The organism is Streptomyces rubiginosohelvolus, from assembly GCF_014649875.1.
Taxonomy (GTDB): Bacteria; Actinomycetota; Actinomycetes; order Streptomycetales; family Streptomycetaceae; genus Streptomyces; species Streptomyces rubiginosohelvolus.
Genome location: NZ_BMTW01000001.1, coordinates 1,051,988 through 1,073,412 on the forward strand (window position 1 = coordinate 1,051,988; position 21,425 = coordinate 1,073,412).

Here is a 21,425-nt window from a genome sequence, read left to right on the forward strand (position 1 = left end):
GCCGGGGACTTCGACGTGTCGGAACGCGGTACGCAGGGCGCGATCCGGCGTCAGATCACGGACGCAACCCCCTGATGTCCTCTGATGTCCTCCGCATGCAGATACGACACGATCGCCGCCTCGAACCGGGACTTCAGGTTCAGCTTGCGCACGATGCTCGACGTGTGCGCCCGGACGGTCCGTTCCGTGATGCCCAGTCTCCGGGCCAGCCAGCGGTTCTGCTCCCCGCTCGCCAGCAGCACGAGCACTTCCAGCTCCCGTTCGGTGAGCGTGGCGAAGTCCATCTCCGGCCGGCCGCCGACGGCGTCCCCCGCCCGTCCGCCGGTCCTCATCTGTTCGTCGGCCATCATCGTCACAGCAGTCTCCTCCATTGATCGTCACCGTCCCCCGTCCCGCGCCCGTCACCCGGACGACCGGGACTACCTGCTGCTTTACCTATGGATTACCCTCTCCCTCATCGGTTCGACGGTTGCGCGGCATTTGACCCATGCCGTGGTGCGCCGTCGGTAGTCGTGCGGCACGCGGGGGGCGGCAGCGGTGAACGGCGGAAGCCTGTCCATACTCGGCCTGGACATGACGGAGGAGCGTGCCTACCGGCACTTCCTCCGCAATCCGGGCACCGGCACCGAGGACATCGGGGTGCTCCTCCACAGCCCTCGTGAGGAGGTGGAGAAGGCTCTCGCGCGCCTCGACGAGCTGGGCCTGCTGCGGACCGACGAGCACGGCGGCGTCTCGGCGGCCGCCCCGGAGACCGCGGTCGAGCGGCTCACGGAGATCCGGCTGCGCGAGCTGCACGAACAGCTCCACCAGGTCACCAGGTCCCGGCACCTGATCGCCGAGCTGACCGCCGAACAGCAGACCCGCCCCCTCGCCACGCAGGGCGTCGAGCGGCTCGAAGTCCTCCGGCAGATCCGCGACCGGATCGACGACCTGGCCTTCTTCGCCCGCCAGGAGATCCTCTCCGTCGAGCCGTACACCGCCCTCACCGCCGAGAACATCGCGCACGCACGCCCCCTGGACACCCGGTGTCTGCGCCGGGGCGTGCAGATCCGCAGCGTGGTGCTGCGGGAAGCGCTCGACCACCCGCCGACCGTCGCCTACCTCCGCGAACTCACCGCGCAGGGGGCGTCGATCCGGGCCGCGGACAAGCTGTCCGAGCGGATCCTCGTGTACGACCGCCGTACGGCCCTGGTGCCCGTCGACCCCTCGGACACCTCGCGCGGCGCGCTGGTCACCCAGCAGGCCGGTCTGGTCTCCAACATCCTGGCCCTGTTCGAGAAGATCTGGGCCGAGTCCACGGACCTCTCGACCCTGATCGACACCCACTCCTCCCCCTCCGACGTGCTGTCCGAGATGGAGCAGCGCGTCATGGAGGAGATGTGCCGGGTGGCGAAGGACGAGACGGGCGCGCGGAACCTGGACATCTCGGTGCGGACGTACCGCCGCCATGTCGCCGACGTGCTCCGCATCCTGGGCGCGACCAGCCGCCCGCACGCGGCCCTGCTGGCCCGCGAGCGTGGCTGGATCTGAGGGCCCGGGGGCGACGTCCGTCCGGGTCCCGCCCCCGGAGGCGGCGGGACCCGGAGGCCCTAGCCGGCCCCTTCCAGGACCCACCCGTGCAGCGTCCGGTCCCGCAGCGCCTCCGCACACCGTTCCCGTACGGCGGTGACGTCCTCCGCGTCCTGCCCGGAGCCGCGCACCAGGACGGTGATCCGGTCCTCCTCGATGCGCTGGCCGCACTCCCACTGCGCGGGCAGCATCCCGATGAGCCGGAGCACCGCGATTCCGGCGGGCGCGGCGTCGGTGGAGACACGCGCCAGCGTGATCTCCACCGGGTCTTCTACTGCCAGCCGTTGACGCACTTCACCTTGCCCAGGAACGGCGCGAGCGGCTTCGGCAGCGGTGCCCCGCAGACGAGCCGGTTGACCGCCTCCTTCACCTCCGACGCGATCTCCTCGCCCCGGTCCCCGAGCCCGATCCCGGCCCCCGTCCCGGTCGTCAGCGGTGCGGCCGTTCCGGCCACGGTGCCGGCCCCGGCCCCGGGACCGGCGGTCGCGTGGGCCGGTGCGGCGGCCGCCCCGAGAACCAGTCCCAGGAGCAGTCCCCCCGTGGCGACCGTCTTTCCGGTGAACGCGTAGACGCCCATGTCTTCCTCCCCGTACGTCACGTGTCTCGTCGGCTCGTTCCCGCCGACATGCACCACCTTGTCAGCGGAGCGATCCGCTCCGGGAGGCGATCACTGTCAACTTGCTGCACGATTCCGGCCACTTGGTGCCAGCCACCGGCCACCACGGGGACACACGAAGACGGCCGGGGTGGAAGAACACCCTGTGTTCTTCCACCCCGGCCGTCTTCGCACGGAAAAGCCCGCCCCGAAGCTCCTGCTACGGCTTCGGCTTGGGCCGCCACACCACCAGCGCGCCCGTCTGCTGCACGTCCTGGTACGGCACGAGGTCGCGGCGGTACGAGGCGTGGACCTGGGCCTCGCGCTGCTGCATGGCGACCGCCGCTCCGTCCACCGCCGCCGAGAGCTCGGCGACGCGCTGCTGGAGCGCGGTCACCTGGTTCTCCAGCTCGATGATCCGCTTGATGCCCGCGAGGTTGATGCCCTCGTCCTGCGACAGCTGCTGCACGGTGCGCAGCAGCTCGATGTCGCGGGCCGAGTAGCGCCGGCCGCGCCCGGCCGTACGGTCCGGGGAGACCAGACCGAGACGGTCGTACTGGCGCAGCGTCTGCGGGTGGAGCCCCGAGAGCTGGGCCGCGATCGAGATCACGTACACCGGTGTCTCATCGGTCAGCTGGTACGGATTGCGTCGACGGCCGTCCATCTCAAGCTCCCTTCGCGGCCTGGAACAGTTCCGCCCGCGGGTCCTCGTCCGCGGTCGCCTTCCGGTAGGCCTCCAGGGCGTCCCTGGCCTCCTGGCCCAGGTCCCTGGGGACCGCGACCTCCACGGTGACCAGCAGGTCGCCGCGGGTGCCGTCCTTGCGCACCGCGCCCTTGCCCCGGGCGCGCATCGTACGCCCGTTGGGGGTGCCGGCGGGAAGCTTCAGCGTGACCGGGGGTCCGCCGAGCGTGGGGACCTTGATCTCGCCGCCGAGCGTCGCCTCCGGGTAGGTGACGGGCACGGTGACCGTGAGGTTGTCGCCCTTGCGGCCGAAGACCGGGTGGGCGTCGACGTGGACGACGACATACAGGTCGCCGGCCGGACCGCCGCGCTCGCCCGCACCGCCCTTGCCGCGCAGCCGGATCCGCTGGCCGTCGGAGACGCCCGCCGGGATCCGCACCTGCATGGTGCGCGCCGACTTCGCCCGGCCGCTGCCCTTGCAGACGTCGCAGGGGTCCTGGGCGATGAGGCCCCGGCCCTTGCAGTCCACACAGGGGTCGGTGAGCGAGAAGCCGCCGCCGCTGCCGCGCGAGACCTGGCCGGTGCCGACGCAGGTCGGGCAGACCCGGGGGGTGCCGTTCTTGTCGCCGGTGCCGGAACACGCCTTGCAGGGCGCCTGGCTGGACATCCGCAGCGGGACCGTGGCCCCGTCGACCGCCTCGGTGAAGCTGAGCGTCACCTCGGACTCGATGTCCTGGCCGCGCTTGGGCTGGACCCGGGTGCCCGTGCCGCCGCGGTTGAACAGCCCGCCGAAGACGTCGCCGAGACCGCCCCCGCCGCCGAAGCCGCCGCCCGCGCCGCCCTGTCCGCCGCCCGGGGCGCCCCCGCCGAAGAGGTCGCCCAGGTCGAAGTTGAAGTTGCCGCCCGCACCACCGGGGCCGGGCCGGAAGCCGCCGTTGCCGAAGAGGGCGCGCGCCTCGTCGTACTCCTTGCGCTTCTTGGGGTCACCGAGGACGTCGTTCGCCTCGGAGATCTCCTTGAAGCGCTCCTCCGCCTTGGCGTCGTTCTTGTTGGCGTCCGGGTGGAACTCGCGGGCGAGCTTCCGGTACGCCTTCTTGACCTCGGCGTCGGTGGCGTCCTTGGGGACGCCGAGGACCTTGTAGTAGTCCTTCTCGACGAAGTCCTTCGTGCTCATCGACGTCCCTCCTTCCGGACGATCGGCCGAGCGGCCGGCCCGTGGGCCGGCCGCCGGGCCGGTCGGTGTGCACCGAGGTGATCAGACGTGTTGCCGTCAGACCTCCTCGGTGCCACCGCTCTCCTCGTCGTCTGCCTTCTTCTCTTCCTTCGCCGCGGCGGGCGTGGCGCCCGGCTGCGGCTCGGCGACGGCCACTCGCGCGGGGCGGATGGTGCGCTCGCCGATGCGATACCCCGGCTGAAGGATCGCCACGCAGGTCGTCTCGGTGACGTCCGGCGCGTAGCTGTGCATCAGGGCCTCGTGGATCGTCGGGTCGAAGGGCTCGCCCTCCTTGCCGAACTGCTGGAGGCCCAGCTTCGCGACGACGGTCTCCATCGATTCGGCCACCGACTTGAAGCCGCCGACCAGCTCGCCGTGTTCCCGCGCGCGGCCGACGTCGTCGAGCACGGGCAGGAGCTCGGACAGGAGGTTCGCGACGGCGATCTCCTTGACCGTGACCCGGTCCCGCTCGACGCGGCGGCGGTAGTTCTGGTACTCGGCCTGGAGCCGCTGGAGGTCTGCCGTGCGCTCGTTCAGCGCCGTACGGACCTGGTCCAGCTGCGCCGTCAGACCGACGGTCGCATCGGTGTCCCCGGCCGGGGCTGCCGTCTCCTCCTCGGAGGAGTCGGCAGCCTTCGGCTCGGCGTCATCAGGGGTGGCGCCGGAGGGGACGTCGGGCTTCTCCTCGAAGCCCGGAGTCTCCTCGGTCACGCCGCACCGCCCTTGGTGTCCTTCTCGTCGTCCACGATCTCGGCGTCGACGACATCGTCATCGGCCTTGGCCTGGCCGTCGCCCGGGGCCTCGGCGCCCGGGGCCGCACCCTCGGCCTGGGCGTTGGCGTACATCGCCTGGCCCAGCTTCTGGGAGACGGCGGCGACCTTCTCGGTGGCCGTACGGATCTCGGCGGTGTCCTCGCCCTTGAGCTTCTCCTTCAGCTCCTCGACCGCGGTCTCCACCTCCGTCTTGACGTCGCCGGGGACCTTGTCCTCGTTGTCCTTGAGGAACTTCTCCGTCTGGTAGACGAGCTGCTCGCCCTGGTTGCGCGACTCGGCGGCCTCGCGGCGGGCGTGGTCCTCCTCCGCGTACTTCTCGGCCTCTTCGCGCATCCGGTTGACCTCGTCCTTCGGCAGCGAGGAGCCACCGGTGACGGTCATCTTCTGCTCCTTGCCGGTGCCGAGGTCCTTGGCGGCGACGTGCATGATGCCGTTGGCGTCGATGTCGAAGGCGACCTCGATCTGCGGGACACCGCGCGGGGCCGGCGGCAGACCGGTCAGCTCGAACATCCCGAGCTTCTTGTTGTACGCCGCGATCTCGCGCTCGCCCTGGTAGACCTGGATCTGCACGGACGGCTGGTTGTCCTCCGCCGTCGTGAAGATCTCGGAGCGCTTGGTCGGGATCGTGGTGTTGCGCTCGATGAGCTTGGTCATGATCCCTCCCTTGGTCTCGATACCGAGGGACAGCGGGGTGACGTCGAGGAGCAGGACGTCCTTGACCTCGCCCTTGAGGACACCGGCCTGGAGCGAGGCGCCGATGGCGACGACCTCGTCCGGGTTCACACCCTTGTTGGCCTCCTGGCCGCCGGTCAGCTCCTTGACGAGCTCGGCGACGGCGGGCATACGGGTGGAGCCACCGACGAGAACGACGTGGTCGATCTCGGAGAGCTGGATGCCCGCGTCCTTGATGACGTTGTGGAACGGGGTCTTGCAGCGGTCCAGGAGGTCCGAGGTCAGCTGCTGGAACTGCGAGCGCGTGAGCTTCTCGTCCAGGTGCAGCGGGCCCTCGGCGGACGCCGTGATGTAAGGCAGGTTGATCGTGGTCTCGGTCGAGGACGAGAGCTCGATCTTCGCCTTCTCCGCGGCCTCACGGAGACGCTGGAGAGCCATCTTGTCCTTGGACAGGTCCACGCCGTGCCCGTTGGCGAACTGCTTCACCAGGTAGTCGACGACGCGCTGGTCCCAGTCGTCACCACCGAGGTGGTTGTCACCGTTGGTGGCCTTCACCTCGACGACGCCGTCGCCGATCTCCAGGAGGGACACGTCGAAGGTGCCGCCACCGAGGTCGAAGACGAGGATCGTCTGGTCGTCCTTGTCGAGGCCGTACGCCAGGGCGGCGGCGGTCGGCTCGTTGACGATGCGCAGGACGTTCAGGCCCGCGATCTCGCCGGCCTCCTTCGTCGCCTGACGCTCGGAGTCGTTGAAGTACGCCGGGACGGTGATGACCGCGTCGGCCACCTTCTCGCCCAGGTAGGACTCGGCGTCGCGCTTCAGCTTCTGCAGGATGAAGGCGCTCATCTGCTGCGGGTTGAAGCCCTTGCCGTCGATCTCGATCTTCCAGTCAGTGCCCATGTGGCGCTTGACGGAGCGGATGGTCCTGTCGACGTTGGTGACCGCCTGGCGCTTGGCGACCTCGCCGACGAGCACCTCGCCGTTCTTGGCGAAGGCGACGACGGACGGCGTGGTCCTGGCGCCTTCGGCGTTGGTGATGACGGTGGGCTCGCCGCCTTCGAGAACGCTGACGACGGAGTTAGTCGTGCCCAGGTCGATGCCGACCGCACGTGCCATTTCAATTCCTCCAACGATTACTTGAGTGGATCTGACTCAAGAATGCATGACGCCCGCCCATGAGTCAACAGACCTGAGTCGGCCACACTCAACTTAAGTGCTACCTGGCGCTTACGTGGACCTTATCTGCGCCGCTCCGCCCGCCCCACCACCGCACCGGCGCACGCCACGCCCCTCGCGCACCACCCGACCCACCGTCCCACCATGGGATCGTTCTGTCACAAATTGCCGCGAGACGGCCACAACCGTCACCGACCGGCAGGTTTCAGCGTGGATCGTCACCCATGGTGTCCCATCGAACCTCGAACCCCGGGCGGGCGCGATGCAGAACGCGAGGAAGCGGCACGTACGGCAGATGAGACGGGAGGACCGGCGGGCGGGAAGCACGGGGCGGCCACCCTCACCCGCGTACGCGACCGTGTCCGGCACCGCGCGGGGCGACTTCCCCTCCCGCTCCGCCGTACACCTGGCGGGCCTCACCGACCGGGCACGACGGCTCGCGGACCGCGCCCTCCCCCGTACGTCGGCCGAACGCGCCCTGGATCTGGTGCTCGGCACCGCGCTGCTCGCCCTGACCTACCCCGCCGTCGCCGTGGCCGCGCTCACCCTGACCGCACGGCGCACCCCGGGCGGCGCCTGGGACCGCCGCCCCCGGACGGGCCTGGGCGGCCGGGTCTTCGAGCTGCGCACCCTGCGGACCCGAAGGCTCCGCCTGGACCTGTTCTCGCGGCTGCCGCACGTCGTCCGCGGCGACCTCGCCCTGGTCGGCCCCGCCCCCCTGGCCCCCGGCGACCCCCGGGCCACCGGACCCGGCGCCCGGCAGTGGCGGTGGGAACTGCGGCCGGGCCTGACCGGTCTGGCACAGGTGCGCGCCCGCTCGGGCATGCCGTGGGACGACCCCGCTCTGCTGGACCAGCACTACGCAGAGCACCATGGAGTGGTGCTCTACCTGGCGATCCTCACCGAAGCAGCCCGCAATCCCCTGCGGGAACAGCTCCGGAAGGCCCGCCGAACCAAGGCACACCTGAGCGACGCAGATCACCGCCCGCCCGCCTGTAGCAGGGTGGACCAAGCGGATAGTGTCAGCACAGACTAATTAAGTTACTGCTTAGTAGTAGCGGGCAGTATCACGTAACCAACTGGATCCCGCTCTCGCAGGCCCGAGGAGCCCCACTCATGCAACTCGCCGCGATCATCGTGTCGCTGGTGCTGACGGTCGTCGGCGTTGCGCTCGTCGCCCGAGCCGTCGCGCAGATCTACCGCTTCGTCCGCCTCGGACAGGCGGTACCGGCTGGCAGCCGCACCGACGACCCCAAGCAGCGGACGATCACCTTGATCAAGGAGTTCGTCGGCCATACCCGCATGAACCGCTGGGGAATCGTGGGCGTGGCCCACTGGTTCGTCGCGGTCGGCTTCCTGACGCTGGGCCTGACGATCGTCACGGCGTACGGCCAGCTGTTCAAGGCCGACTGGGTGCTGCCGTACATCGGCACCTTCCTGCCGTACGAGGTGTACATCGAGTTCATCGCGCTCGGCACGACCCTCGGCATCCTCGTCCTGATCGCGATCCGCCAGCTGAACCTGCCCTCGCGGGCGGGCCGCAAGTCGCGGTTCACCGGCTCCAAGATGGGCCAGGCGTACTTCGTCGAGGCGATCATCCTGATCATCGGCGCCGCGATCATGGTGCTCCGCGGTCTGGAGGGCGCGCTCCACCACGTGGACGGCTACGGCCCCGCGTACTTCGCCTCGTACCCCCTGGTCCTGGCCTTCGAGGGACTGAGCACCGAGACGCTGCAGAACCTGGTCTACCTGTTCGCGATGATCAAGCTCGGCACGACGATGATCTGGGCGATCACCGTCGGGCTGAACACGAACATGGGTGTGGCCTGGCACCGTTTCCTCGGCTTCCCGAACATCTGGTTCAAGCGGAACGCCGACGGCGAGGTCGCGCTCGGCGCGCTCCAGCCGATGACGACGGCCGGCAAGGAGATCGACTGGGAGGACCCGGCCGAGGACGCGGTCTTCGGTGTCTCCCAGGTCGAGCAGTTCTCCTGGAAGGGCATCCTCGACTTCTCCACCTGCACCGAGTGCGGCCGCTGCCAGTCGCAGTGCCCCGCCTGGAACACCGGCAAGCCCCTCTCCCCGAAGCTCCTGATCATGTCGCTGCGCGACCACGCGCACGCCAAGGCCCCCTACCTCCTGGCCGGCGGCGGCAAGGACATGGAGGGCAACGAGAAGGCCACCGAGGAGCAGCTCAAGGACGTCCCCGCCTCCGCCCTCGCCGAGGCCGAGCGCCCGCTGATCGGCACGGCCGAGGAGAACGGCGTCATCGACCCGGACGTCCTGTGGTCCTGCACCACCTGCGGCGCCTGCGTCGAGCAGTGCCCGGTCGACATCGAGCACATCGACCACATCGTCGACATGCGCCGCTACCAGGTGATGATCGAGTCCGCGTTCCCGTCCGAGGCGGGCACGATGCTCAAGAACCTGGAGAAGAAGGGCAACCCCTGGGGCCTCGCCAAGAAGGCCCGCGTGGAGTGGACCAAGGAGGTCGACTTCGAGGTCCCGATCGTCGGCAAGGACGTCGAGGACCTCACCGAGGTCGACTACCTGTACTGGGTCGGCTGCGCCGGCGCCCTGGAGGACCGGGCCAAGAAGACCACCAAGGCCTTCGCGGAGCTGCTGCACATGGCGGGCGTCAAGTTCGCGATCATGGGCGGCGACGAGAAGTGCACCGGTGACTCCGCCCGCCGCCTGGGCAACGAGCCGCTGTTCCAGCAACTCGGCCAGGAGAACGTCGCGATGCTGAACATGGCGTACGGCGAGGACGACGAAGACGAGACGACGAAGAAGCCGAAGTCGTCGAAGAAGATCGTCGCGACCTGCCCCCACTGCTTCAACACGATCGCGAACGAGTACCCGCAGCTCGGCGGCGAGTACGAGGTCATCCACCACACCCAGCTGCTCCAGCACCTCATCGACGAGGGCAAGCTGATCCCGGTGACCCCGGTCGAGGGCCTGATCACGTACCACGACCCGTGCTACCTGGGCCGTCACAACAAGATCTACACCCCGCCGCGCGAGATCATCGCGAAGGTCCCGGGCCTGCGGAACGAGGAGATGCACCGCCACAAGGAGCGCGGCTTCTGCTGCGGTGCCGGCGGCGCCCGGATGTGGATGGAGGAGCGGATCGGCAAGCGCGTCAACAACGAGCGCGTCGACGAAGCCCTCGCCCTCAACCCGGACATCGTCTCCACCGCCTGCCCGTTCTGCCTCGTCATGCTGACCGACTCGGTCAACGGCAAGAAGAACGACGGCCAGGCCAAGGAGTCGATCCAGGTCGTGGACGTCTCGCAGCTCCTCCTGGAGTCCGTGAAGACGCCCGTCGACCCGACCGGCGAGCCGGAGCAGGTGGACGCACCGGAGCCGGAACCGGCAAAGTGACGTAACGCACCAGCGCGAAGAAGCGGCCGGACCTGCCTCGGGGGCAGGACCGGCCGCTTCCTCGTGTCCGGGACCTCGCGGTGGCCGGGGCCGACGTGACGACCGCCGCAGAGGAACTGTGAACTCGGACATGTACGCGACGACGTAACTGGAGCATCATGTGCCCCGGAGAAGCCCACCAAGGCTCCCGGAACACCTCCCGGGTCCCGGCGGCCGACGGGAGCACCGGCTCACGAACGACAAACAACGAGGCACCCGTGCGTCCACGCACCAGCACCCGCACCGAGCACCCGCAGGCGGCGGTCACCAGCAGGGTGACGGCCTCCCTCGCCGTGGGCTGTACGGCCCTGCTGCTGGCGCTCACGGCCTGTTCGGGCCCGCCCTCCGCGTCCGACGGCAAGAACGGCGACACCCCGCCCCCGGCGCAGGCACGGACGCAGGCGGAGACCGCGAGCGCCCCCGTCCCCCGCGGCACCGGCAGCCGCGTCCCGTACGACTTCAACGGCGACGGCCACCGTGACCTGGTCGTCAACGACCTGGTGAAGGCCCCCGAGGACAGCCACGGCGACGACGCGGGCATCGGCATCGTGTACGGCTCCGAGGACCGCGACCGCCCCCTGGACCCGGCCACCCGGCAACTGCTGAGCGCCCGCGCGAACGCGGCGAAGTCCGGCGACACCCTGCCCGCCGCGTTCGACGCCGAGTCGGCCTGCGACCTGGACCGGGACGGCTTCACCGACCTGATCGTCTCCACCGACCCCCCGTACAACGGCATCGGCGCCCCACCCGTACCGCTCCAGATCCTCTTCGGCTCCCCGCAGGGCCTGACGGGCAAGGCCGTCACCGTACGCATCCCGCAGCAGGCCCGCTTCGGCAACGAGTGGCCCGAGCAGCCGGTCTGCGGCGACTTCGACGGCGACGGGAAGGCCGACCTCGCGGTCACCGCCAGCGCCGGCCAGGTCACCTTCCTGCACGGCCCCTTCACCCGCACCGGAGCCCCGCGCAGCGCGGAGCTGCTGCCCGACGGCGGCCCGTACCTCTACGCCCCCGAGCCCCGGACCGACACCGACGGCGACGGTTACGACGACCTCGTCGCGGCCGCCCGCCCGCACGCCCCCGGCCAGGCGGGCAAGGGCACCCTGCTCCTCGGCTCGGCGAAGGGCCCGGCGGGTCCCGGCAGCGCCTACGCGTTCGCCGCGGAGGACGTCCCCACCGCACCGCTGAAGGCGACGGGCACCACCCGCACCACCCTCCTGAACCACGGCGACCACGACGGCGACAAGAAGCCGGACACGGTGGTGCGGACGTACCGGGGCGAGCGGCAGGACCTGATCGCGCTCTACCCGGCGGGTAGCCCGGACGAGCCCCTCGTCACCTTCTCCACAGCGCTGTTCCTCCGCTGAACTCCCCCTCCTGGACCCCGGGGTGCGGCCCCTAGGGGATGTCACAGCTCGGCAGCAATGGCGCCCCGGTTCCCCCGGCCCCCGCTCCCCGCCCCCGGGGACCAGGTACGTTCGACGGGTGGCTGGATTCAGGATCGGACGCGGCCGGGACAACCGCACCCCGCAACAACCGCAGCAGCGGCAGCAGCCGTACGGAGGGCAGGCACCACAGCCGCCGTACGGAGCTCAGCCGTGGCCGACGGCAGGAGGCCCGGGCAACGGCGCGGCGCCACCGCCGTACGGAGCCCAGTACGGCGCGGGCGGCTACCAGGGCCAGGGACAACAGGGCGGACACGGCGGCCACGGGCAAGGCGGCCATCACGGCCACCAGGGCCATGGCGGCGGCCACGGGGGCCACGGCGAACCGGAGTACTTCGGCGACCCGTACACGGACCCCGCGCCCCACGACCCGTACGCCAACAGTCCGGGCCACACGCAGGCGTTCCGCGTCGACGAGGACCCGTACGGCGACGGCAACACCTACCGCGCCGGCTCCGCCCCCGCCCAGCCGGCGGGCCCGCGGCTGCGCTGGAAGGAGCTGCTGAGCGGCATCGTGATGCGCCCGGGCCCGACGTTCTGGCAGATGCGGGACTACCCGGTCTGGGGCCCGGCGCTGGTCGTCACGTTCCTCTACGGCCTGCTCGCGCTCTTCGGCTTCGACCAGGCGCGCGAAGAAGCGATCAACGCGACGATCTCGACGGCCATCCCGTACGTCCTGTTCACCGGCGTCGGCTTCGTCATCGGCGGCCTGGTCCTCGGCGCGGTGACGCACACCCTGGCCCGCCAGCTCGGCGGCACGGGCTCGTGGCAGCCGACGGTGGGCCTGTCGATGCTGATCATGTCAATGACGGACGCCCCGCGCCTGCTCTTCGCCCTCTTCCTGGGCGGCGAGAACTCCCTGGTCCAGATCGTGGGCTGGCTGACCTGGCTGGCGGCGGGCGCTCTGTTCACGTCGATGGTGAGCAAGTCGCACGACCTGCCGTGGCCGAAGGCGCTGGGAGCGTCGGCGATCCAGCTGATCGCGCTGCTGTCGATCATCAAGCTGGGCACGATCTGAGCGAGTAGCGAGGGACGTGCAAGAAGGCCCCGGAACGCTTCCGCGTTCCGGGGCCTTCCGCATAGGTCTTCGTCATCCCTAGGCGTCGAGGACCTGCCCGTCCCGCCGAACGACGGGCTTCTCGACCGACCAGGGGAAGTTGATCCACTGGTCGGTCTTCTTCCACACGTACTCGCACTTCACGAGGGAGTGGGACTTCTCGTAGATGACCGCGCTGCGCACTTCGGCGACATGGTCGACGCAGAAGTCATGGACGAGCTTGAGGGTCTTACCGGTGTCGGCGACGTCATCGGCGATCAGGACCTTCTTGTCGGAGAAGTCGATCGCGTTGGGGACGGGCGCCAGCATGACGGGCATTTCCAGGGTGGTCCCGACCCCGGTGTAGAACTCCACGTTGACGAGGTGGATGTTCTTGCAGTCGAGGGCGTAGGCGAGCCCGCCGGCGACGAACACGCCACCGCGAGCGATACTCAGCACCACATCCGGCTCATAGCCGTCATCGGCAACGGCCTGGGCGAGCTCGCGCACGGCACGCCCGAAGCCCTCGTAGGTCAGGTTTTCCCGCACGTCATTAGCCATGGTCGATCACACCTGGGTCCGATGGAAGTTCTGGAAGGACCGCGAGGCGGTCGGCCCGCGCTGCCCCTGGTACCGCGACCCGTACCGCTCGGACCCGTAGGGGAACTCGGCGGACGAGGTCAGCTTGAACAGGCACAGCTGCCCGATCTTCATCCCCGGCCACAGCTTTATCGGCAGCGTGGCGAGGTTCGACAGCTCCAGGGTCACGTGCCCGGAGAACCCGGGGTCGATGAACCCGGCCGTCGAGTGCGTCACCAGACCGAGCCGCCCGAGCGAACTCTTGCCCTCCAGCCGCGAGGCCAGATCGTCGGGGAGCGAGATCACCTCGTACGTGGAGGCCAGCACGAACTCGCCGGGGTGGAGGATGAACGCCTCGTCCCCCTCGGGCTCGACGGTCCGCGTCAGATCGGGCTGTTCCACCGCCGGATCGATGTGCGGGTACCGGTGGTTCTCGAACACCCGGAAGAAGCGGTCCAGCCGCACGTCGATGCTCGACGGCTGCACCATCGAAGGGTCGTACGGATCGATACGGACTCGCCCGGCGTCGATCTCGGCCCGGATGTCCTTGTCTGAGAGAAGCACGCCCCGAGGATACGCAGAACGCGCGAGCCCGCCCCAACCGGACCACCCGCGCGCCCCTGCTCCACGTCGCCACGACTACTGCTTCGCTACCACTCCACTACCACTCCACTACCGCCGGCGACCGCTCAGCCACGACGACCGCTGCCGCTAACGCTCCTCGAACGCCACGGGAACGGCCTGCCGCAACCGGGCGCACCGGGGACACCGGATCAACCGCCCCGGCCCGATCCTGTCGGCCCCGAGCTGCTGCATCGGAAACGACGAGGTAGTGAAAACGTGCCCTTCGGCACAGCGGACGACGGTGCGCTCCATCGACTCCATCAAGTCCCTTCCCCAACCGCATCTGGACGAGAACGCCACATTAGGGGATGAACAGGACGCCACTCCACGCGGCACTCCGACCACCCACGCTACGCCCCCAACTCCCGCCCATCACACCCCCGTCCACCTTTCCCCCCACCCCCGGCACACGACAGGAAGGCCCCTCGGCGCATCCGCCGGGGGCCTGGCATGGGGTACAGTGTGGAACGATGCAGAGCCGGTGATCGGCATGCTTCGCGGGTGTAGTTTAATGGTAGAACATGAGCTTCCCAAGCTCAGAGCGCGAGTTCGATTCTCGTCACCCGCTCCACATGAAAGCCCCAGGCCAATGGCCCGGGGCTTCTTTGTTGTCTAGACCTCTTGCGGTGCAGCGTGCCCTCCGCGTGCCCCAAGTGGCCCTTAATCGCCCCCTAGCCGAGGTGGTACTCATCTACCTCGGCACCACAGCCCGGCGACGACTCGCTCTTCGTCGGCGAACACAAGTGATCTGCGCCACCTTCGGCGGGAACATGCAGGCTCGTTCCCCAGGGCAGGATGCGCACCCTTGGAGTGACACCGCCCCCGCGTCCTCAGCTGACCAATCCCAAGTTGATCAAACGGAAGCCCATCGCCGACGCACTGACCTCGAAGCGCTCGGCAAGCGCAGTCGTGCATCGGTCAGGATCCTGCCTGATCGCCACCGGCAACAGCATGAGTTGTTCGCGCACCATATCGGCCGGCATCAGCAGGCTCGCAGCGAAGGCATTCGCCTCAATCTCTTCGCGATCCGTAGCGGTGCTGGACAGCCCATCACGCAGGTTGATTCGAACAGGGCGGTCTAGGACGACCTCGCGCCCCGGGTGCAGCAGGAGGTGTCCGAGCTCATGGGCGATAGTGAAGCGCTGACGCAAGGGGGGTTGGGAGTCGTTGACCCCGATCACCGGCGACTGCCCGTCCCGCCGGAGCAACATCCCTGACACGTCACCATCTTTGAAGGAGCTCCTAGAGACCATCGCTCCCTGATGCCTGACGAGCCGCTCGACGTTGACGGGCGGTGAAAACACTCCGCAGTCAGCAAGCAATTGAGCTGCGCGAGCCTCGGCCCGTCTAGCCACGATCTTCCTCCTCAGCATTCGCGAGCACATCCTGCGCCCACGAGCGTGCATCTTCCGGCACCGCATCCAGGATGTCTGGCTGATCGCCGGGAGTCGGCAGAAGCGCTTCCGGCTCCACCCGCAAGGCTGCGGCGAACTCGTAGAGCATGTGGAGCGCGACTCGCTGACGACCCTTCTCAATGTTGCTGATCGACGTCCGATTGAGTCCCACGGCCTCACCTAGGGCCTGTTGGTTCATCCCGCAGGCGATGCGGGCCCGTCGAACACGGTCCCCAAAGCGCTCATAGAAATAGTCCATCAGTTCCCATCCTGGAGCACCACCACTGCCGGTTCCAGTCTCCCAAACCATGTTTGTGAGACTGGAATAACCGAGTGGTTTGGCAAACTGGAACCTAGGGCATCCCTTGGGGCAGGAAGTACAAGGAAGGAAGTTCTGATGCAGAAGAAGCCTCTAGCAACCCTGCTCAATGAGGGCCGCCGCAAGATCCAGGTGACAGACGATGAGCTCGCGGAGGCAAAGCGCCGCCGCAGCTTGCTGACCGCATGTATGAGGCGAGCGTTTCCTGGGTCGACCTGCTACTTCAACGGCAGCGTGGCGCACGGCGACGCGAACACCCCCCTGACCGATGTCGACCTCGGGGTCATCCTGTCTCCCACCGACGCGGAAGGCTACGGACCTGAGGGTAAGGATGCTCTATCGCTGATGGAGCGAGCGCGCGCCGCGATCCGGGCCGGATTGGAAGACGAGTTTCCCAACCTCACGATTGAGGTCGTCGGCCGGAGACGCGCGGTGCTCGTACGCTTCGGCGCCCCGGTGACCAAGGGGCAGCAGGACTTCACGGCCGACGTCATGACGGCCATCCCCCACCCCACCGGTGTGGGTCTGTTCATCCCCAACAACAAGATCGCAGCGAGATGGGACAGGGCCGATCCGGTCAGTCATACGCTGATGGTGCACAAAGCCATCGAGGACACGAACATGGTCTTCGCTCGGGTCGTGAGGCTGCTCAAGCACTGGAACTCGACCCACAGCAAGCCTCTCTGCTCCTGGAACATCAAGGCGCTGGCCTTGGGATGCATCAACACGCCCATGCCTCTGATCGAAGCCCTGCAGCTCTTCTTCACCTATGCGGCAGAGCAGCTCGAAGACGGAGCCACCCCTGACCCCGCGGGCGTAGCAGGAGACATCCCTCTCGGCCTGCCGATCACGGACGTGCGCAAGCGCCTACGAACCGCCAGGGACTACATCGGCCTCGCTGTCGACCACGAGGCGGCAGGACGTCCACTCAGCGCCCAGCACGCACTCCACCAGGTACTGCCAGAGATCATCCCCGACATCGACCCCGCTGACGCAGAAGCTGCCGCCGAGGAAGAGGCAGCGCGTCTGGTTCAGAGCGTGGCAACGACCGGAAGCGCCGCCTCCGGCCTTGGCCTCCTGACCCCACGGGTTACCCCGACTCGCGCTTGGGCCCCGTAGGCATGGGCCTCTGGTACGGGGTACAGCCGGCGTGGTGGGCGCCTCTGGAGCGAGAGGCGCGCCACCGCTTCGGCGGCGCACTCCAACATTCCTACAAGGCAGAGACCTTGACCTACAGGGTCAGAGGGTTGGACGTTGCGGGAGCCCAGCCGCTCGATGTGGAGATCCGCTTCTTCAAGCACCCGGCATACGAAACCTACGGGCTTCAGCCAAGCGAATTCCCCCGCGTACACGCAAATCCAGGTGCGGCGTCAAAGCATCGGTACCCGGTAGACGATGCCCTTTGCCTCTGGCACCCGTACGATCCTGAGGAGCACCGGTGGACAAGCAAGAACGGGCTTCTCGACCTCATCGAGGTCGTTCGTACGCACCTGTTCCTTGAACACTACTGGCGCCTGACCGGAGGCGACCAGGGTGGCCGGTGGCTCGTGAGGGATGCGCCGCACGGCATGCCTGGGAGTAGTGCGTGGAGATCGTCTCGGCCGCAGAGGCGGCGAGCGGCTGGTCATGGGCACAGACCACCGCCCTGACTGTCCCCGTAATCGCGCTACTCGGCGTCTACATCACCTACACGCTGAACCAGCGTGCGGTGAGGAGAGAGCGACGGTCCAAGACCTTCGCAGAGGCGTTGACAGCAGTCGAGGAATACCTGGAGATGCCGTACCGAATCCGTCGGCGGCCTGACCTTCCAGAAGCACGTCGGGAGTTGACCGACGAGGTCAGCTCCATCCTGGCACGCATGGCCTTCCACCAAGCGTGGTTGCAGATCGAAGCGTCGTCGGTGGCCGGGCCGTACGCCACTCTCGTTGCCACCGCTCGGGCTGAAGCGGGTGTTCAGATGAGCGTGGCTTGGCTCCAAGCCCCCATCACATCCGACAGCGGCATGAACTTGGGTACTGCGTACTCCCGGGAGAGATCCAACGCCGCCAAGACCGCTTGCATCACCGCGATGCGTCGGCACCTCTGATGGCGAAGAGTGGGACGCGGCGCCGGGGCGAGCGGTAGCCCGCCCGCCCCTCGGCCTCACGCCTTGGAACTGGTTGGCCTCGGACCGCCCTGAGCACGCTGCTGACGCACCCGCGCGTCGATGCCCTCCGCCACCTCCCGCTGCCGCGCCCCGTCGGAGTGCTGGTAGATCAGCGCCGCCTTCTCCGAGGACTGGCCGGCGCGGACCATCGTGTCCTTGAGCGTGGCCCCCGACTGGGTGGACAGGGTGTGGCCGGTGTGGCGGAGGTCGTAGAAGCGGAAGTCCTCCGGCAGGCCCACCTTGGCGCGGGCCCTGCGCCACTTGCGGCCGAAGGAGGACCGCCGGAATGGCGCGCCCCGCTCACCGACGAACAGGAGGCCGTTGGGCTCCTTCTCCGCGTACCAGTCCAGGTGGCGTTTCACCTCGATGTGCAAGAAGGCCGGGAGGAAGACGGTTCGGCGTCCGGCGGTCGACTTCGTGTCGCCCTCGACCCGGCGGCCTGTGGTCAGCTCCGGCGCGGCGTCGCTGATCCTGGCCGCGAGCGGTTCGAGCGTGACGTCGGGCCGCCGCAGTGCCGCCTGCTCCTCCGGCCGCACCGGCCCGTAGGCGCCGAAGTAGACCATCAGCCGCCACCTGGGGCCCATGGCATCCGCGAGCGCGTCGACCTGTTCGACGGCGGCGGTGGGGCGTTCCTTGGCCCTCTCACTGCCGGCGCCCCTGATCCGGCAGGGGTTGCGGCGGATCAGCTCGTCGTCGGCGGCCGTCTCCATGATGGCCTTGAGGAGGCGGTACGACTTGGCGACGGTCGTCGCACCGGTTGCCTCCAGCCGCTCGGCCCGCCAGGTACGCACACCGGGCGGTGTGATGTCGTCCAGGTTCACCGAGGCGAACGTGGGCAGCAGGTGCAGCCGGAGGAGCCTGCGGTACAGCTCCTCCGTGGTGGCCGAGAGGCCGCGCTCCTCGACCCACTGGACCGCGTAGGCAGCGAAGTTGACCGCCCCGGCGTCCGGGTCGACCCAGTGCTTGCGCTCGATGTCGGCCTGGGTGAGCGTGAGCCAGGTCTGGGCGTCCGTGCGCGTCGAGAAGGTCTCCGGGGCGGTACGGCGGCTGCCGTCCGGGGCCCAGTAGCGTGCCTGCCAGCGCCCCGAAGGCAGTTGGCGGACCGTGCCGAATTCACGCCGCCTCTGCGGCTTGCGGGTGGCCATCAGGCGGCCTTCCCGTAGCGGGAACGCTCATCGCGGAGAGTCGGCACGGTGCGCTCCTCGATGTATGCGGCGATGGCGCTCTCGGGTATCCGCACGGGCTTGCCGAGCTTGACGTAGCGGATACGGCGCTCCTGGACGAGTCGCCGGATGAAGCGCACGCCGGTGCCGAGGCGGTGGGCAGCCTGCTCCACGGTGAGGAGGGGGTCGGTAGTGGTCACCTCCTCCGCCTGGAGTGTGCGCTGAGCAGGGACGTGCGGTATCGCCGAAGGGCGCAAAGTTGGTGCTCCGGTTCTGGCCGGCGGGCAGGGCGGCAACCCTGGGCTGGCCTGGTGTCGTTCAGGGATGGGACGGGTGATGCGTCCGCAGCGGGGGTTTGCGTTCCCACTGCGGCGGCTGGATCGGTTCGCTACGCGTCGGAAGCGGGACCGTACTCCTCGTTGACCTTGATCAACTCGGTCGCGATGGCGTTGGAGACCATCACGTCGGCTTCCTCCCGGATGTCCGGGTGGTCGGCAAGGTAGGCATCGAGCTGGTCGCGGGCTCTCCGTGCCTCGTGGTTGGCGCGGTTGGAGGCCCGATAGGTGGCGACGACGTTGTCGATCAGCTCCATGGCGCGGCCCATGGTCGCCAGGCTGGGCGGCCCGACGAAGTTGCTGAGCGGGACGCCGAAGACCTCGGCGAAGCCGATGGCCTCGTCGAGGTTGATGCGGCGCTTCCGGTTCTCGATACGCCACACCGCGGACGGGTTCATGTCGAAGCCGGCCTCGTTCATGTGGTCGGACAGCGTCGTGGTGCTCCAGCCGCGCTTCTCCCGCTCCAGCTTGATCCGCACGGTGGCGTTCTCTTCGCCGCTGAGGAGCACCCCCTCGGAGCCCTCTTCGTCATCCGACATCGCCGCCTCCTCTCACTCTCCGCGTTCACCGCCACTTCGGCGCATGCCATAACGCTAGCATCGCTTCTGCCGATCGCAAAACGCTATGCGATCCGCATAGGTAGTGGTACTGTTGAAACTCCCCAGCAGACCGCACCGGTCCACTGGCGCGCGCTTCGACCTGCCCAGAAGCACAAAAAGCCCCCCGGTGACCCAACACCGAGGGGCTCAGCGCGCAAACCTCATGCCGCCCATCCCTGAACGACTGACCTGCAAGCCGGGATTGCCGTCCCATTGGCCTGCAAGTAGAGGAGCTACATGTCCAGTATGGACGATCCCGCCCCGAGCACGCCATCTCTTCCGGTCGGCGCGGCCGCCTGGCCGCCCGTGGCCGTACCCGGCCGCCCCCGTCCCGACGAGGACGGGCCCCCCTCCGAACAGCACCACCTCGCCTCCGCCTCCGAAGGCGAAGAAGTCCTCACGTCGCTGCGGGAGCAGATCCTGCGGTACGTGGTGATGCCGAGCGAGGAGGCATCAGTGGCGGTGACTTTGTGGGTTGCGGCGACGCACCTGCAGACGGCATGGCAGCACGCGCCGCGTTTGGCGGTGGTGGGGCCTGCAAAGCGGTGCGGTAAGTCACGGCTCCTGGACGTGATCACCGAGAGCGTCCACGATCCGCTCATCACGATCAACGCCTCGGCCGCCGCGGTGTTCCGGTCGATCACCGACACCCCGCCCACCCTGCTGGTCGACGAGGCCGACACCCTCTTCGGGTCCGCGAAGGTCGCGGAGAAGAACGAGGAGATGCGCGGCCTGCTCAACGCCGGTCACCAGCGCAACCGCCCGACCCTGCGGGTCTCAGGACCCAACCACGAGGTATCGAAGTTCCCCACTTTCGCCATGGCAGCCCTCGCCGGAATCGGAGATCTGCCTGACACGATCATGGACCGCTCGGTCGTGATCCGTATGCGGCGCCGCATGCCGGGCGAGAAGGTCGCCGAATTCCGTACCTTCCGCGACACCCCGCCCCTCCACGCCCTGCGCGAGCGACTCGCCACATGGCTGAGCCCGCTCCACACCACCGCGATGGAACTGACACCCGCCATGCCGGTCGAAGACCGGGCGGCCGACACCTGGCAGCCACTGGTCTCGGTCGCCGACCTCGCCGGCGGGATGTGGCCTTCCCTCGCCCGCAATGCTTGCCGGGTCATGGCAAAGCACGAGGCCCAACAGGACCAGGACCGGAGCAGCCTGGGCATCCGCCTCCTGGCCGATGTCCGCCGCGCCTTCGCCTCCGAGGGCAACCCACCAGCGCTGCGCACCAGTCGGCTCCTGGACATCCTCAACCAGGACGCCGAGACCCCCTGGCCGGAGTACACCGCCAACGGCCTCACTCCACGGGGCCTGCAGATCCTGCTCAACGAGTACGGCATCAGCTCTGCCCCCAAGCGCTTCCACGGCAACGTCCAGGCTCGGGGCTACACCCGTCGGCACTTCGCCGACGCCTGGGCCCGCTACTGCCCCGAGCCCGCACCCGAATCCGCGACCGGGGCCTGACCCTGCACGACCCGTCACGACTCGTCTCCGCGCAGGTCAAAGCGGTGACAGGTCGAGATCCGGTGACGAGTCGTCTCGACGTCACCGCCACACCCGCATCTGCCCTGACCAGGCATGCGACATGTCGTGACGGGTCCTCGCGCCCCTGGGCCGAACCTCGCACCTCTTGGAGCACTCCCCCCTTGCCTTCACCCACTCGCGCCGCAGGA

Annotated in this window: 22 protein-coding genes and 1 tRNA gene; 9 read left to right on the forward strand and 14 right to left on the reverse strand. The window is 68.6% G+C overall.

Annotated features, from left to right (window positions below):
• Positions 1 to 50: 50 nt before the first annotated feature.
• The gene (locus IE134_RS05055) at positions 51 to 371 is read right to left on the reverse strand and encodes a helix-turn-helix domain-containing protein (protein ID WP_063837379.1); all 321 of its coding nucleotides are present in this window, start codon (positions 369 to 371) and stop codon (positions 51 to 53) included.
• Positions 372 to 537: 166 nt separating this feature from the next.
• Between IE134_RS05055 and IE134_RS05060 the strand changes: the two genes are divergently transcribed.
• Positions 538 to 1,530: a helix-turn-helix domain-containing protein gene (locus IE134_RS05060; protein WP_373296788.1), complete on the forward strand. Its 993-nt coding sequence runs from the start codon at positions 538 to 540 to the stop codon at positions 1,528 to 1,530.
• Positions 1,531 to 1,589: 59 nt separating this feature from the next.
• Here IE134_RS05060 and IE134_RS05065 read toward each other — a convergent pair whose 3' ends face one another.
• From IE134_RS05065 to dnaK, 6 genes are all read right to left on the reverse strand, one after another.
• Positions 1,590 to 1,832 (reverse strand): hypothetical protein, encoded by a 243-nt coding sequence (locus IE134_RS05065; protein ID WP_032769752.1) that lies wholly within the window; start codon positions 1,830 to 1,832, stop codon positions 1,590 to 1,592.
• An 8-nt stretch (positions 1,833 to 1,840) separates the two neighbouring features.
• Positions 1,841 to 2,146, reverse strand: a complete 306-nt coding sequence (locus IE134_RS05070; protein ID WP_126931119.1) for a hypothetical protein — start codon at positions 2,144 to 2,146, stop codon at positions 1,841 to 1,843.
• 238 nt (positions 2,147 to 2,384) lie between these two features.
• On the reverse strand, positions 2,385 to 2,828 hold the full coding sequence (locus IE134_RS05075) for a heat shock protein transcriptional repressor HspR (RefSeq protein ID WP_030723102.1): 444 nt from the start codon (positions 2,826 to 2,828) through the stop codon (positions 2,385 to 2,387).
• A gap of 1 nt (position 2,829) precedes the next feature.
• Positions 2,830 to 4,020, reverse strand: coding sequence for a molecular chaperone DnaJ (gene dnaJ, locus IE134_RS05080; protein WP_030723099.1), 1,191 nt, complete (start codon positions 4,018 to 4,020; stop codon positions 2,830 to 2,832).
• A gap of 96 nt (positions 4,021 to 4,116) precedes the next feature.
• The gene (gene grpE / locus IE134_RS05085; RefSeq protein ID WP_030723097.1) at positions 4,117 to 4,770 is read right to left on the reverse strand and encodes a nucleotide exchange factor GrpE; all 654 of its coding nucleotides are present in this window, start codon (positions 4,768 to 4,770) and stop codon (positions 4,117 to 4,119) included.
• A complete protein-coding gene (dnaK, locus tag IE134_RS05090; protein ID WP_010063164.1) occupies positions 4,767 to 6,620 on the reverse strand; it encodes a molecular chaperone DnaK in 1,854 nt (617 codons plus the stop codon). The genes grpE and dnaK overlap by 4 nt, the downstream gene beginning before the upstream one ends.
• 418 nt (positions 6,621 to 7,038) lie before the next feature.
• Here dnaK and IE134_RS05095 point away from each other — a divergent pair, with 418 nt between their 5' ends.
• From IE134_RS05095 to IE134_RS05110, 4 genes are all read left to right on the forward strand, one after another.
• A complete protein-coding gene (locus IE134_RS05095) occupies positions 7,039 to 7,716 on the forward strand; it encodes a sugar transferase (RefSeq protein WP_030723095.1) in 678 nt (225 codons plus the stop codon).
• Positions 7,717 to 7,796: 80 nt separating this feature from the next.
• On the forward strand, positions 7,797 to 10,064 hold the full coding sequence (locus IE134_RS05100) for a (Fe-S)-binding protein (protein WP_030723092.1): 2,268 nt from the start codon (positions 7,797 to 7,799) through the stop codon (positions 10,062 to 10,064).
• 257 nt (positions 10,065 to 10,321) lie between these two features.
• A complete protein-coding gene (locus IE134_RS05105; protein ID WP_189429683.1) occupies positions 10,322 to 11,467 on the forward strand; it encodes an FG-GAP repeat domain-containing protein in 1,146 nt (381 codons plus the stop codon).
• A 118-nt stretch (positions 11,468 to 11,585) separates the two neighbouring features.
• A complete protein-coding gene (locus IE134_RS05110) occupies positions 11,586 to 12,563 on the forward strand; it encodes a Yip1 family protein (RefSeq protein ID WP_030723087.1) in 978 nt (325 codons plus the stop codon).
• 78 nt (positions 12,564 to 12,641) lie between these two features.
• Here the strand turns inward: IE134_RS05110 and IE134_RS05115 are convergent, their stop codons facing one another.
• Together IE134_RS05115 and dcd are read right to left on the reverse strand one after the other, a co-directional pair.
• On the reverse strand, positions 12,642 to 13,142 hold the full coding sequence (locus IE134_RS05115) for a phosphoribosyltransferase (protein ID WP_030723084.1): 501 nt from the start codon (positions 13,140 to 13,142) through the stop codon (positions 12,642 to 12,644).
• Positions 13,143 to 13,148: 6 nt separating this feature from the next.
• Positions 13,149 to 13,724, reverse strand: coding sequence for a dCTP deaminase (gene dcd / locus IE134_RS05120; protein WP_030723081.1), 576 nt, complete (start codon positions 13,722 to 13,724; stop codon positions 13,149 to 13,151).
• Between the two features lie 557 nt (positions 13,725 to 14,281).
• Here dcd and IE134_RS05125 point away from each other — a divergent pair.
• Positions 14,282 to 14,355, forward strand: a tRNA-Gly gene (locus tag IE134_RS05125).
• Positions 14,356 to 14,614: 259 nt separating this feature from the next.
• On the opposite strand, the gene IE134_RS05130 is transcribed toward IE134_RS05125, so the two are convergent.
• A complete protein-coding gene (locus IE134_RS05130) occupies positions 14,615 to 15,139 on the reverse strand; it encodes an ImmA/IrrE family metallo-endopeptidase (RefSeq protein ID WP_229823328.1) in 525 nt (174 codons plus the stop codon).
• On the reverse strand, positions 15,132 to 15,437 hold the full coding sequence (locus IE134_RS05135) for a helix-turn-helix domain-containing protein (protein ID WP_093438628.1): 306 nt from the start codon (positions 15,435 to 15,437) through the stop codon (positions 15,132 to 15,134). Before IE134_RS05135 ends, IE134_RS05130 begins: the two co-directional genes overlap by 8 nt.
• Positions 15,438 to 15,575: 138 nt before the next feature.
• Here IE134_RS05135 and IE134_RS05140 point away from each other — a divergent pair, with 138 nt between their 5' ends.
• Positions 15,576 to 16,616 carry a nucleotidyltransferase gene (locus IE134_RS05140; protein WP_189429685.1) on the forward strand — a complete coding sequence of 347 codons (1,041 nt, stop codon included), beginning with the start codon at positions 15,576 to 15,578 and terminating at the stop codon, positions 16,614 to 16,616.
• A 466-nt stretch (positions 16,617 to 17,082) separates the two neighbouring features.
• Complete coding sequence (locus IE134_RS05145; RefSeq protein WP_093438623.1) at positions 17,083 to 17,583, forward strand: hypothetical protein; 501 nt, start codon at positions 17,083 to 17,085, stop codon at positions 17,581 to 17,583.
• Positions 17,584 to 17,639: 56 nt separating this feature from the next.
• On the opposite strand, the gene IE134_RS05150 is transcribed toward IE134_RS05145, so the two are convergent.
• The 3 genes from IE134_RS05150 to IE134_RS05160 all read right to left on the reverse strand — a co-directional run bounded on the left by IE134_RS05150 (position 17,640) and on the right by IE134_RS05160 (position 19,680).
• Positions 17,640 to 18,788: a tyrosine-type recombinase/integrase gene (locus tag IE134_RS05150; RefSeq protein WP_189429687.1), complete on the reverse strand. Its 1,149-nt coding sequence runs from the start codon at positions 18,786 to 18,788 to the stop codon at positions 17,640 to 17,642.
• Positions 18,788 to 19,006, reverse strand: coding sequence for a helix-turn-helix domain-containing protein (locus IE134_RS05155; RefSeq protein ID WP_070204304.1), 219 nt, complete (start codon positions 19,004 to 19,006; stop codon positions 18,788 to 18,790). Before IE134_RS05155 ends, IE134_RS05150 begins: the two co-directional genes overlap by 1 nt.
• Before the next feature lie 188 nt (positions 19,007 to 19,194).
• Positions 19,195 to 19,680, reverse strand: a complete 486-nt coding sequence (locus IE134_RS05160; protein WP_032782050.1) for a helix-turn-helix domain-containing protein — start codon at positions 19,678 to 19,680, stop codon at positions 19,195 to 19,197.
• A 306-nt stretch (positions 19,681 to 19,986) separates the two neighbouring features.
• Here IE134_RS05160 and IE134_RS05165 point away from each other — a divergent pair, with 306 nt between their 5' ends.
• The gene (locus IE134_RS05165) at positions 19,987 to 21,216 is read left to right on the forward strand and encodes a DUF3631 domain-containing protein (RefSeq protein WP_189429936.1); all 1,230 of its coding nucleotides are present in this window, start codon (positions 19,987 to 19,989) and stop codon (positions 21,214 to 21,216) included.
• Positions 21,217 to 21,425 lie beyond the last annotated feature (209 nt).